The sequence below is a fragment of the Galbibacter marinus genome (assembly GCF_000300875.1).
Lineage (GTDB): Bacteria > Bacteroidota > Bacteroidia > Flavobacteriales > Flavobacteriaceae > Galbibacter > Galbibacter marinus.
Genome location: NZ_AMSG01000027.1, coordinates 1 through 13,996 on the forward strand (window position 1 = coordinate 1; position 13,996 = coordinate 13,996).

General features: G+C 38.2%; 10 protein-coding genes. 2 read left to right on the forward strand and 8 right to left on the reverse strand.

Going from position 1 to position 13,996, the window contains the following annotated elements:
• Positions 1–260: 260 nt before the first annotated feature.
• The 4 genes from I215_RS13325 to I215_RS16515 are packed head-to-tail and all read right to left on the reverse strand — an operon-like array spanning position 261 to position 2,904.
• Positions 261–932, reverse strand: coding sequence for a hypothetical protein (locus I215_RS13325; protein WP_008992507.1), 672 nt, complete (start codon positions 930–932; stop codon positions 261–263).
• Complete coding sequence (locus I215_RS13330) at positions 929–1,759, reverse strand: ABC transporter permease (protein WP_008992508.1); 831 nt, start codon at positions 1,757–1,759, stop codon at positions 929–931. The genes I215_RS13325 and I215_RS13330 overlap by 4 nt, the downstream gene beginning before the upstream one ends.
• Positions 1,760–2,614, reverse strand: a complete 855-nt coding sequence (locus tag I215_RS13335; protein WP_008992509.1) for an ABC transporter ATP-binding protein — start codon at positions 2,612–2,614, stop codon at positions 1,760–1,762.
• On the reverse strand, positions 2,611–2,904 hold the full coding sequence (locus tag I215_RS16515) for a hypothetical protein (protein ID WP_237738968.1): 294 nt from the start codon (positions 2,902–2,904) through the stop codon (positions 2,611–2,613). The genes I215_RS13335 and I215_RS16515 overlap by 4 nt, the downstream gene beginning before the upstream one ends.
• Positions 2,905–3,367: 463 nt before the next feature.
• Between I215_RS16515 and I215_RS13345 the strand changes: the two genes are divergently transcribed.
• Both I215_RS13345 and I215_RS13350 read left to right on the forward strand, forming a co-directional pair.
• On the forward strand, positions 3,368–4,873 hold the full coding sequence (locus I215_RS13345; RefSeq protein ID WP_156800282.1) for a M20/M25/M40 family metallo-hydrolase: 1,506 nt from the start codon (positions 3,368–3,370) through the stop codon (positions 4,871–4,873).
• The gene (locus I215_RS13350) at positions 4,874–5,812 is read left to right on the forward strand and encodes an alpha/beta hydrolase (protein ID WP_008992512.1); all 939 of its coding nucleotides are present in this window, start codon (positions 4,874–4,876) and stop codon (positions 5,810–5,812) included.
• 73 nt (positions 5,813–5,885) lie between these two features.
• Here I215_RS13350 and I215_RS13355 read toward each other — a convergent pair whose 3' ends face one another.
• The 4 genes from I215_RS13355 to I215_RS13370 form a co-directional block, all read right to left on the reverse strand.
• A complete protein-coding gene (locus I215_RS13355; protein ID WP_008992513.1) occupies positions 5,886–7,349 on the reverse strand; it encodes a hypothetical protein in 1,464 nt (487 codons plus the stop codon).
• Between the two features lie 50 nt (positions 7,350–7,399).
• Positions 7,400–8,536 carry a vWA domain-containing protein gene (locus tag I215_RS13360; protein ID WP_008992514.1) on the reverse strand — a complete coding sequence of 379 codons (1,137 nt, stop codon included), beginning with the start codon at positions 8,534–8,536 and terminating at the stop codon, positions 7,400–7,402.
• Positions 8,537–8,787: 251 nt separating this feature from the next.
• Entirely contained in the window at positions 8,788–10,671 is a 1,884-nt protein-coding gene (locus I215_RS13365; protein ID WP_008992515.1) for a RagB/SusD family nutrient uptake outer membrane protein, read from the reverse strand.
• 11 nt (positions 10,672–10,682) lie between these two features.
• Positions 10,683–13,781 (reverse strand): SusC/RagA family TonB-linked outer membrane protein, encoded by a 3,099-nt coding sequence (locus tag I215_RS13370; protein ID WP_008992516.1) that lies wholly within the window; start codon positions 13,779–13,781, stop codon positions 10,683–10,685.
• Between the last annotated feature and the right edge of the window lie 215 nt (positions 13,782–13,996).

A 13,996-nucleotide genomic window follows, 5' to 3' on the forward strand; every position in this document is an offset into this window, starting at 1 on the left:
AGGAAGTTCCAGCAGCTATTCAAGAAGCTCTTGCAGCTGATTATCCAGATGCAGCTATCTCAAAAGCATATAAAAATGCAGAAGGTACCTATAAATTAGACGTTCAAATTGGTGATCAGGCTGGTACCCTTTTCGCTAACGAAAACGGAGAGTGGGTAACTCAATAAGAAATAAAATTTAGGTTGTATAGACAAAGGGTTCTTTAATTAAAGGGCCCTTTTTGTTTTTGGAAATTCCCTAACTTACATCTTCAAATATGATTATTCGATGTAATTTATCTTGTAATCTGTAAGGGTCAAATAAATAGCCCCTTGTTGTATCCCCTCTTTACCAGCAGATTTTTTGTCAATTGACATATCTGTATTTTTCGATAAATATTGAATAGGCAACTTCACATCTTGGATCTCAAAGGACACAGTAATAAAACTTGGAAGCGCACTATCGGCAGAGTCATAACTCATATCGATGCGATAGGTTCCATGTTTTTTTGTACTAATTTCAGATTGAATAATGCGATCTTTCTTTGCATCTATAAGCAAGGTGGCAATAGCAAAATCTGCTTTGCGGTCTTGTGGTATAACGCTTACTTCCCTATATGTCTGAGCTTCTTTTGTTTTATGGCCTCTATCGACAACTATATAGGGATATTTAAATAATTCTTGCATGGTAAAGTCCAACCCCTTTTTGGGTAGCATAACAAACTCAGATGATTCAAATTCTAAGGGTTTACCTTTTTGAAAATATAGCTTTGCTTGTTTTTTGGGCATTTCTATAAATGTAATATCCAACTCTAAAGAAAGTTGAGCCGAAAAACTCTCAATACTGTCCAAGCGATTCTCAATACGGCTAAGCTCAAGCTCTGCAGTTTGTGCAACTACACTGCTAGAAAACAACACTAACAATAGTTTTAAATATTTTATTTTTCCCATCATCCAATATCTCTTTTAACAAATAACATTAAACCAACCAGCATAAATAGAACCGTATACCCTACAAGAACCAAGGCGTTATGAACTATAAGCCCTGTGGGCACCTCGGTATAAAAAAATAACTGCCAAGAATTGTTGAGTTTAGGAAAGAACCAATGGTTATAAAAATTATTATTAAGTTCGAACTTCATCAGAACATTGTTCAGTATTAAAAAAAGCGCAGCTACGATCCAAGTCTTAGTTGATTCTCTTAAAATAACCGCTAAAGTAAGGCTTACAACACTAAAAAAAACCATAGAAAGTGCGCCAAATAAAAAAGCATATATCAATTTTTCTTGTGCTAAGGAAGATTCTATAAAATTCAAAGTACCCAAATACACCACTAGATCACCATGACCAAAAATAAAATAGGCAACCCCAAAGCATGTAATAGCTGTAGCCAGTACAGTAATTAGGGTAAAGAGAATTACAACACAATACTTACTTAGAATAAACTTCCATTTAGAGATCGGTTGCAGCATCACGGATTGTAGCGTCCCATCTTTAAATTCTGAAGTCAGGGTACCAGCTACAAGAATCATTAAAATTAGCGGTAAGTGAAACCATAACATATTTAACAAAAGATAGATTATCAAGTTTCCATTAAGCAGGTTTCCCTCAAAATAAAAGGAATCCTTTAAATTACTTAAAAGAAGATCAAGAATATCGTTTCCTTGAAAATATGCAGCCACAACCACAAGAAGTTCAATAAAAAATATAGCAAAGAGTCCGTAATATGTTTTACTTTGCCTTATAAGTTTAAAAATCTCTACCGCTAACAAATTTCTCATCTAAGCTTTCACATCAAATAATTTTTCAAAATCAACCTCAGGGACATAAGAAGTTATTTCTATATTTTCTTCCTGTAACTCTTGCAATAAGTCGACTAGTTGATGGCCCTTAAGCTGAATAATTGCCTTGGTTGGAAAAATTTCAGCTTGATACTTTTTCAAACTCTCAGACTCCCCTATATTGGAGGCATATAAAGTATAATAAGAACTGTGATCCTTTATAAGCTGTTGGGTTTCTCCTGAATTGATAATTTCTCCGTTATTGATCACATAAATGCGATCACTAATAGCGCTGAGCTGATCGACCAAATGAGAGGCAATAAGAACCCCTATTTTATCCTTAGCTACTACATCGAGTATTAGAGAACTTATCGCTTTTATCCCAATAGGATCTAGACCAGAAAAAGGTTCATCCAACACCAAATAACTCGGTTGATTCAGTAGTGCAATTGCAATGGCGAGTCGTTGTTTCATTCCCATCGAAAAATTCTGAACCTGGTCAGTTCTATCTATCGGCAACCCTACCCTTTGAAGGCAAAGCTCAATATCTTTTTCTGACAACCTAAGGCCTTGCATACGTGAAAACACCTTTAAATTATCATAGGCATTTAAGTACCCATACAATCCAGGTTTTTCAATAATACCACCCAAAGTCTTGTGCTTTGAAGGTGAAAATTCCACTTGGCCAGAGTCTGGTTCGACCAATTGGAACAATATTTTAAACAAGGTCGTTTTCCCAGCACCATTGCGACCTAAAAGTCCAACTATTTCTCCTTTCGCACATTGCAAGCTGACCTTGTGAAGTGCGATGACCTTCCCATACCGTTTACTGATGTCTTTGACTGATAAATTCATGGAACTGATTCGTATTGTAGTGCTTTATAATCAAATTTGGGGGTATATGATTTTTCCAGAAATGTTCTGGACCAAAAATTATTTTTAAAAAGAAAAAGAGGATCTCTAATCATAAAATACGGAATATAATGAAACCATTTCACGCCTCTTTTTCTATAGTAGTTTTCTAACTCATCATCAATCCCTAATTCCTGCGCCGCAACAATGGCCGCATTACGCTGACATTTAGATCCGATATAGTTTTCAGCGATTCGACCTTGAAAACCATAGATGAAAAATTGATCTTTCACCCGTTTGTAATTCTGAAACCTAGACCATCCGTCTGCCAAAACTAAAAAAATATGAAGAAAAGAAAACAGAAAAAATGAAAGCCAAAAGATAATGGCCAATACCCCTCTTTGCTCTAAGGATATAAAAAGCTGATGCCCATAAATCCATGATTCGGCAAAAAACAATATTAAGGACCAATATAATAGTCTACCTACTCTTAAGTAAGAAATGACCACTGAAGGTTGACCTGGTATGTTTCGTTGCTCTTTAATGTTAAGGATGTATTAATTCTCGGCACAATAGATATCAAAGATATTAATAATACTCAGGTCCACTAAAAATTATCTTATCTTTGTAATCCCGCACATATACCTTCCTTAGTTAACCACCCACCCGTTTCCATCCAACTGTATTAATAATATTTAGATTTAATCATTATAAATTTACCAATAATCAATATATTGGTCCCAACATCAACTTTTTATGCAATTATCTCTCAAATACTGCATTAGTTTACTTTGTATAGTACTACTACACCAAGGCTTGTGCTCTCAAGCACCTATAAACTCACCTGAGATTTCACTCAGTGAGATCAACGGAACCACAATCGAAAATTACCTTAGTAAATATGTACAGTTTAATTCTGTTAGTGGTAATGAAAAACAAGCAGGCGAATGGCTAAAAAGCGTTTGCATCCAAAATGGACTGCAAATTAAGCAGATGGGCAACACCGATGGGAATTATAATTTCACAGCATCCTTATACCCTCTAGAATCAAAACTGCCAAATATTGTAATGCTAAACCATATTGATGTGGTACCTGCGGGAGATATAGACAAGTGGAAAGAAGATCCCTTTTCAGGTAAAATTACACAAAATGAAATTTGGGGTCGAGGCACCTTTGACAACAAAGGGAATGCAATGATGCAACTCTTTAGTATTTTTGAAATTGCTCAGAAGTACAAAGACACACAACTCCCTTTTAACGTCACATTTTTAGCCGTTTCTTGCGAAGAAACCCAGTGTAAGGGAGGAGCAGAATATGTCATCGAAAACTATTTGGATCTGTTGAATCCTGTAGTGGTATTGGGCGAGGGCCCACCTTCTCTTGAGGGTGTCTTACTGACCAATCCAGACCAAGTTCTCTTTCCAATTTCAGTGGCACATAAAAGACCACTTTGGCTTGAATTAAAATTAAAAATAAATTCTTCAGCACACGGATCAGTAACACCATTACAATATGCAAATAAAGAAATGGTCAAGGCCCTTAACAACCTCTTAGATCATAAGCAAAAGGCTATTTACAACGACTTGAATGTTAGAATGCTCAAAAGTATTGGAGCTTTAGAAAAAGGCTTAACAGGATTTGCAATGCGTCATCCGAAGTTATTTCGAATGTTTATAACTCCGCAGCTGAGAAAACAACCAGAGTTATTCGCACTGTTTTCCAACACCATCACCCTGACCAGTATAGACAGTGAAAACGATGTTGTAAATGTCATCCCTTCTGAAGTTACGGCATTATTGGATTGTAGGCTGCTTCCTGAAACCGATGCAGATGCTTTTTTAGAAGACATAAAAAAAAGATTGAAGAATTCAAACATAGAGGTATCTACCATATACAAAACACCTAAAATGAAATCCTCGGATCCCGACAATGACTTTTACCGACATATGCAGGCAGCTATATTAAAAAATTATCCTGAAGCAGAAGTACTAAGTATTATTTTACCCAATACAAGCGATGCAGGATTGTTTAGAGCTAAAGGAATTAATACCTATACAACAGTACCAATTAGCATATCAAGAGACTACCTTAAAAATATTCACAGTGAAAATGAACGAATTCCAAGAGGCGTTCTCAATGATGGGAAAGCAACCTATGTGGAGTTTATAGAACAATGTATTCAGGCGGCTCCCACCACATTCCCTTATAGTAATGAAGGTAAAGGAATCACCAATATTTCCAACGCAAACACCCAAAATTAAATGAGCGAAAAAGCCGCTATAATTAGTTTGATAATTCACTTTTGTTTGATGCTCGGTATAAGTGTAACACTAACTGCCCAAAATACCATTCCTTTATATCCCGAAGGAGTACCACATGGGATTATGGATGCTCCACAGGAAATCCATACAGAGAATGACATTCTTTGGATTACTGAAATCAGATCACCAAGCATTGAGGTCTTTACCCCTACCAATAAACATCGCAGTAAAAAGGCAGTGATTATCTGTCCTGGGGGTGGTTACCATGGTTTAGCCTATGATTTGGAGGGCACCGAGATTGCCAAGTGGTATAACAGTATTGGGGTGACAGCTTTTGTTTTAAAATATAGGATGCCTAAAAGACATACGGGAGACTTTAAAAATAAAATTCCTCTAAGTGATGCTGTACGTGCTATAAAGTTGGTGAGAAAAAATGCAGACCGTTGGAATATTGATCCGGATCAAATTGGAATCATGGGGTTCTCCGCAGGAGGACACCTAGCTTCTAGCCTTGGAACGCATTACGACATGGACCTTTTCCCTCAAGATGATCCTTATCATCAGATTAGCGCTCGTCCCGATTTTATGATTCTAATTTATCCAGTTATAAGTATGGAAGAAGCCTATACGCATAAAGGTTCCATGCAATCCTTGCTGGGTGAACATCCAAGCGAAAAAACTCAACTTTTGTATTCGAGTGACAAACAAGTTGATTCAAATACTCCACAAGCATTTCTTGTTCACTGCCAGGATGATGATGTGGTAGATGTAGCCAATAGTATTAAGATGTTCCAAGGGTTACAGGAACATAAAATACCTTCAGAACTGCATATATTTCCTAAAGGCGGACATGGCTTTGGCCTTGGTATCACAAACCAACACATAGATATTTGGCCTACAATGCTTGAGCGGTGGCTAACACAATTGGAAGAAAAATAGCAAAGCAATCGGTATCTGTTACCACCACTTTGCTATACTATTTTATTAATTCAAAGACTAATTCCATCGAGAATTAAAGATCGGAGATATAACTTCCATAAGGATCTTTAAACTGATAACCTTCAGAAACTCTTCGTTTACTTAACTTTTTAAATACCACCATACCCCAAAGTGCAAACTCCTTTAAAAAATTAACATCCTTTTTTGGATAATCTGGCTGGTACTTCTCAACAAGAGCTTCTAAGGGTTCGATCTGGTTTAGCTCACTTTGATATTCTTCATTTGACGTATCGTCAAAAAGTTGAAGACCACTACCAGCGAAAAACCATTGCACAACCTCATCATAGGCATTCGGCTGATCTGGCCTTTCTAGTTTTTTAATCTCTGGAAAGTACTTCGGAAATAAACTTTCAATAGCCTGATCAATGAGCTCCTGAGCTACAAAAAGTGAACCTTCTTGTTCTCCCTCGTAAACCAATTCTACCTTTCCAGTAATGGCAGGTATTACTCCCATAAAGTCTGAAAGTCGAACGCTTGTATGGGTTGCTCCACTTTTTAACATCCGTCTTTCAGCGGTACTGATTAGATTTTCGAGAGCACTAATGCTCAAACGAGCACTAACACCACTCTTTGGATCTATATATGGACTTTCCCTAGCCTGAAATCCAATTTGTTCCAATATATCATAGACTAGCTGTGGTACGTATACTGCGGATTTTTGAACTTCAGCTAGTTTCGCTTCTTGCCTTGTTATTTCTTTGGCCACCTCAAGGCTATTTGGATAATGGGTAAGAATTTGTGAACCAATCCTATCCTTAAGTGGGGTTACAATACTTCCTCTATTGGTATAATCCTCTGGATTAGCGGTAAAGACAAACTGAAGATCCAATGGAAGACGTAACTTAAAACCCCTAATTTGTATATCTCCCTCTTGAAGTATATTAAATAAGGATACCTGGATTCTGGCTTGTAAATCAGGTAATTCATTGATAACAAATATACTTCGATTTGCCCTTGGAATCATCCCATAATGAATAACCCTATCATCAGCATAAGAAAGTTTTAAATTCATAGCCTTTATTGGATCGACATCTCCAATTAAATCTGCGACAGTTACATCGGGTGTTGCTAATTTTTCAAAAAAGCGTTCAGATCGCTCAATCCAAACAATCGGAGTTTGATCACCTTTTTCTTTGATGAGTTCTATAGCATAGCGCGAAATAGGATTAAATGGATCATCATTGATTTCGGATCCTTTAACAGCTGGAATCCATGGATCAAGCAATTTCACCATTGCTCTGGCAAGTCTTGTTTTAGCCTGGCCGCGGAGTCCTAATAAATTTATATTGTGTTTGGAAAGTATCGCTCTTTCTAGTTCTGGAATTACAGAATTTTCATAACCGTGAATCCCTTCAAAACTGTTAACCTTATTTTTTAGATTCTCTATTAAATTTGATCGGAGCTCCTCTTTAATTGTTTTGCTTTGATAGCCAGCGGCCTTTAATTCTCCAAGGTTAGTTATTTTGTCTATTTGCATTATATCTATTTTGCTTATTTGATAATCACCATTTCAAGGAATCAGGTATACTATCGAATTTTTCTTTTTCTATTTGTTTCGTAGTCTTCAAAGATCATTTCTCCCAATCCAGATAAGCCTGTAAAGAAGGCCTTGCCTTTGTTAGCTTCTGTAAAGTGTCTTACAAATTGCATTAAATAAGGATCTTGGGCAATCATAAAAGTCGTAATGGGAATCTGTAGCTTTCTTGCCTGCCTGGCCATGGTATAGCACCTATCCACAATATACTGGTCCAAGCCCACACTGTTCATATAATAATCACCATTTGGTTTTCGAACGCAACTAGGTTTACCATCAGTAATCATGAAAATTTGTCGATTGGTATTGCGTTTACGCCTTAGCATGTCCATGGCTAATTGCAAGCCTGCAACTGTATTGGTATGATAGGGGCCTACTTTTAAATAAGGTAAGTCTTTGATTTGTATCGGCCAGGCATCATTACCAAATACCAACACTTCCAACGAATCTTTGGGATATCGCGTAGTGATCAGTTCAGACAAAGCCATAGCAACCTTTTTTGCTGGTGTAATACGATCCTCACCATAGAGTATCATACTATGGCTAATGTCAATCATTAGTACCGTACTCATCTGGGCTTTATGGTGGGTTTCCTCTACTACCAAATCATCCTCACCCATGGCAAATGAATCAAAACCATGATGACGCTGCGCATTTCGAATACTCTCTGAAATATTCACCTTCTCAAGAGCATCTCCAAATCTATATTCCCGTAAGTTTCCAGTTAATTCATCTCCTTGCCCAATGTGTTTACTTCGGTGATTTCCTGAACCACTCTTTTTTAGCTTCCCAAAAATTTGCTCTAAAGCATGTTTTCGAAGAAGTTGCTCTGTTTTTGCTGTAATGGAATACCCTCCTTTATCACCAGAGGAACCTCCACCATTAGGATCGATTTCTTCCCGTATATACCCTTTTCGTTTGAGATCTTCAATAAAATCGTCAATGGTATAATTAGCATCAGTTAGTTGGTACTCTTGGTCCAATTCCCTAAGCCAATCGATAGCCTCATCAAAATCTCCTGAAGTATGTGTGATGAGCTCTTTAAAGATCTCAAACAGCTTTTCAAAAGGAGTCTGCTCAGGCTCTTTAAATGTGGTGAATACGAATCCGTTTCTTTTTTTATCTTTCATAGCAGATCTAAAATTAATCAATTATCAGCAGGATTAAAAGAAAGTTCTAGCTATTAACACAGTATTAAAATTAAAGCAAAGGGTTCTTTTGCCATTGGTTCTCCCCAAAACCAACAACGATTCTTAAATAAAAAAGGCCCAAGTAATTAAGGCTTATTAAAGGCCAAGCCCGGCACTTTTAATTAAAGTTTACCGGGCTTGGCTCGAGTGCTTTTAGGCACTCATACAAAATTTAGCTGAATTAAGATGTTCTACTCTGAATATCCAGGGTTTTGTTTCAACAAATCATTACGATTCATCTCATCTCTATGAATACTTATAAAGTACATTTTATCCAACCATTGTCTATTTTCAATACCTGGATCAAGATTGTAGACATTGTAGTGATATATATAATTATCCGTATTATAACCATAGGTTTCAACATTAGCTCCTGGCTTCAACTCGCCAAAAATATCAATGGTTTGTACCTGCTCTCCAAGAGTTGTTGGAGCGATCATCCAACGTCTTGCATCATGAAAACGATGCTCCTCATAGGCCAGTTCTATACGACGCTCATTTCTATAACGGTCCATTAAAGCTTCACCAGATTCTGTAACTGCAGGAAGTCCTGCACGGAATCTAATTTTATTAAGCCATGTTCTGGCTTCAGCATCTTCTCCAAGTTCTATACAAGCCTCTACGTAGTTAAGAACCGCTTCTGTATATTTAAACATTGGAAAAGGCACTTTTTGACGGTCAGTTTGGTTAACAATCGCAGGATCTGGATCGATGAACTTACGCATCGTATATCCCGTGTAGCTACCATTCCAGTCCTCAATGGAACTGTTTCGTGTATCCACCCCATCGTATACTACAACATTTCCATTTGCCCCTATGACTTCATAGTGTCCAGTTTGGATTTGGTTATACGGGTCAGTTCCTACCACATCTGCAGTTCTTGGTTTCCAGTCTGCTCCATCATAAAGTATGGTCATATAAAAACGTGGATCACGATTTTCATATGGCGCAGCTGCATGGTCTGGGTTACTCCAATCAAATTGGGTACCGTCGATCATTTCATAATCATCTACCAAATTTTGAGTCGGGGTATTTCCAGACCAGTTATGGTAACCGTTTGGTCCATTAGCACGTCCAATCCAAGTACCTGCCTCATCTTTTTCATCCACGAAATACCGTCCTAAAATAAGTTCAATTTCAGCGGAAGCATCAGCAACTGCGCTTCCACCTCCCATAGATAATGCGAGATAATTATCCATTGCTTCTTCAGGGGTTGCTGGTTCTGTCAGGTTCAATTTATATCCTAAATTTTTATCAACAACAGCTTTAGCAGCTGCTTTTGCTTTTTGCCAACGCGCATTTTGATCTCCTGACACATACCCTAAATATTCAGGGTTTGAATACCCCCCGATTGTGGCTGAATTTGCCGAAGCAGTTGGAATATCGTGAAGATCACTAGCGGCGTAAACAAGCATACGTGCCTTAAGTGCCATGGCAGTTACATCTGTAGCACGTCCTGTAGCAGTAGGCTGTCCCTGAAGTAAATCAATTGCTTTATCACAATCTGCTATGATAAAATTCACACATTCCTCATAGGTGTTTCTAGGAAGAAGATAATCTTCATCATTAAGTCCATATGCCTTATCCACAATCGGCACTGCGCCATAGTAACGTAGTAATTGGTGATAGTAAAAAGCTCTTAAGAAATGAGCTTCCCCTACTAATCTATCAGCAACCTGCTGATTGTCAAAAAGAGGGTCTTCTAGGTTTTCTAAAGCGATATTGGTAGCACGAATACGTCTGTACATATCCGTCCAATTGTAATTGTAATTAATCCATCCTTGATCAACGGGATTGGATCTTGACTCGGTAATGGTATTAATACCCCTACCTGAGTGCGTAAAGAGCGATTCATCAGTTAGTGAAGCCTGCATCTGTTCATCAAATCCACCTTGTCCAAATCCATTATAAATATCAAGAACAAAGGCTTCAGATAATGCTGGATCTGACCAGGTATCAGAATCAGGAACCTCATCTAAAGGTTTTGTATTTACAAAATCATCGTTACAGGAGGTCACTCCGACAAAAAGCAGAAGTACGCATATCCTTAAAGTATATTGTTTTATAGTGTTCATAACAAATGTTTTTAGAAGGTTACGGACATACCAAAGTTAATTATACGTGCCTGAGGATAGTAATGCCCAACTGAATTCACAGACTCTGGATCCATTACTTTCATTTTACTCCATGTTGCAACGTTAAGCCCATTGAGGTAGAATCTTAGATTAGAAACACCTATTTCCTCTCCCACCTCTGAAGGAAGTGTATATCCTATCTCAATATTTTTCAAACGTAGATAGTCCGTATCTCTCAGCCAGTATGTATTACCATCTGAGTAATATTGATCACTACGGTCAGTTATCCTTGGGTGTACGCTACTTGGGTTGTCTACTGTCCAACGATTTTCGTAAAAATCCATTAAGTAGTTCCCAATAGCTCCAGACTCATAGGTTAAAATCGGAACTTCTGCCCCAGCAGAACCTTGAAGAAGTACGGTCAGGTCAAAATCTTTATATCGAACTTGCAAGTTTGCCCCTCCTTGGAAAGTAGGCTGGGAATTCATATCTCTTCGAACTCTATCATCAGGAGTAATAGCTCCGTCTCCATCGTAATCTTTATATTTCATATCCCCAGGGCGAAGATTATTTGTAATATCACTATAATCAAGGGTGTTGGCTGCAATGTCCGCTTGGTCTTTGAAAACACCATCATAAATGTAGTACAGACCAGCGTTAATAGCCCTACCTGTTGATTTCTGCCAATCTGGTGCTCCTGGAGCCTCATCCCAAAATTCTATTTTGTTTTTGGCATACCCTCCATTTACAGCGAATTGGAAATTAAAATCTTCACTTATTCTTCCATTATAACCTACATTAAACTCCCATCCCCTGTTTTCAACCTTTCCAATATTTTCAGCGGGCAGACTCATTCCTGTAGATTGAGGAATAGAGGCGTTTCGTCTCCAAAGAATACTACTTCTTTTATTTAAAAACGCATCGAATTCAAAGAACAATTTACCGTCCATCATCTGACCATCAAGTCCAATATTGTAATTATCCGCCTGCTCCCAGGTAATAAGTGGATTAGGAACGCGTGTTTCATAAAGGGATTTTGAAACTCCTCCATTGGTAACATAGGATCCGAAACCATATGTAGAGTAATACTGGTATTCTTGTAATGAACCATCGTAATAGATGTTGTCATTACCCATTTGTCCCCAAGATCCTCTTAGTTTTAAGGAATTTACAAATGGAACATTTTCTCGCCAAAAGTTTTCTTCAGAAATACGCCATCCAACCATAATTCCTGGGAAAAATCCATAACGACTATCATCAGGGAACATATAAGACCCGTCATAACGCCATAAAAATTCAAATAAATATTTTTCACTAAAATTATAGGCGACTCTACCAAAGTAGTTCAATCGAGCACGTTCCCATGCTCCACCACCGTTATCTTTCTCTGCATCACCCCCAGCAAACATCTGATCAATCACTTCGGAGATAAAATATCTTCTGTAGGCAAAGAAATTGTCATTACGAATGGTCTCTTTATTGGTTCCAGCTAGCACATTTATTGAATGTTCCCCAAAGGTCCGATCATAGGTAAGAGTGGCACCAAGAAGTATATTTAGCTGGTCTTGGTTTTCTTGTCGTAGGTTTGGTTCTGCTGGTCCTCTTTTTCCTCTTACCAAAGCTGGTGTCACTCCATCTGCTTGGTAATCTCCTTGCCAAGTATATAGGTACCATGGAGTCTCCCAACGTTTTCTCTGTTGAATATATTTATCAATAGCAGCGGTACCTGTAAATTTTAATCCTTCAATACCTGGGATCTTAATATCTACCTTTCCATTTGTTTGTAAATAGTATCTACGATCTCTATCATACCCGGTCTGATTGGTAGTAATCACCACAGGGTTTTCACCATATTCAATATCTGGTCCTGGCATTCCATTGGGCCAATACGCTGGTTCTGTTGGAATTCCACGCATTAACATTCTAAAGATAGCGCCTGCACCTTTGGTAGGGAAATTACGATCTTCCTGTCTAGCTACAACACCTATTTGTGTGCTGATGTGTTCACTCACCTTGGCATCCAAATTAATACGAAGGTCAAACTGTTGATAGTTCGTTGCTGAATTTTTGTAATAAGCATCTTGGTTTTGATATCCCAAAGAAGAAAGGAATCTGAAATTTTCAGTTCCGCCATCTAACTGAAGGCTGTGACGTTCTTGCATAGACCATCCTTTCATAGTTTCATCAAACCAATCCGTATCTGGGTGCCCCCATGGATCGGAACCATTGGCAAACAACCTTCTATCCTCAGGAGAAAAGGGCGCTGTCAGAGTACTTCCATCAGGGCGCGTATAGGTACCTGTCTCACGAAAAGCCGTTGTAGCATCACTCCATTGACTTACGGGCAATTTATAGATCTCTAAGTCATTTCGCATTTCGGAATATTCCACCGCTCCAGCTAATTCTGGAATTACAGTCGGCTGGGAGAATCCAATATTACCAGTATAGGTAACACTCGTTTTTCCAGTACTACCACGTTTAGTTGTTACTAAAATAACCCCATTTGCAGCTCGCGCTCCATAAATCGCTGCAGAAGCATCCTTTAAAACAGAAATACTGGAAATATCCGCAGGATTAAGTCGAGCAAAACCACCTTCACGAGCAGGCACACCATCAATTACAACTAGTGGGCTACTATCACCGAAGGAGTTTGTCCCTCGAATACGGATAGTTGATCCGTCATACCCCGGTTCTCCACTACTTTGTGTAGCAATAACCCCAGGCATACGTCCAGCAATGGCATTGGAAACGTTCACAGTAGGCGTTTTGACCAGATCACTGGTACTAATACTCACTACCGAGCCCGTAATGGCCTCTCTTTTTTGTTCCCCGTAACCCACTACGACAACCTCGCTTAATTGCTCAAGATCCTCATTCATGGCCACGTTAATTTCAGATTGTCCACCCACTGCAATCGATTGGGTAACAAATCCAATGTAAGAAAACTCTAGTGTTGCATCTGGACTCACATTGTTTAATTGGTAATTTCCGTCAAAGTCAGACACCACACCATTTGTAGTACCTTGAACAATGATACTTACACCTGGTAATGGTGTGCCATCCATGGCTGCAGTTACCGTACCACTAACTCCTTGTTGAGCTTGTGCCATGGTAGTGCCGATTAGACAGAAAAAAGTCAAAAAAAACAACGATAGCAAATGCGGACTGAGATTCCGCTTGGAATAGCATTCTTTTTTCATGATTTGTTGTTTAAGATTAGTTAAAAATAGCCGACAAAATAGATTATAATCGTAAGAACATAACAGACTATAATCCACCTTGAGATATTAAAGGTATAAATTATATTTATTATTATCAAGGATAT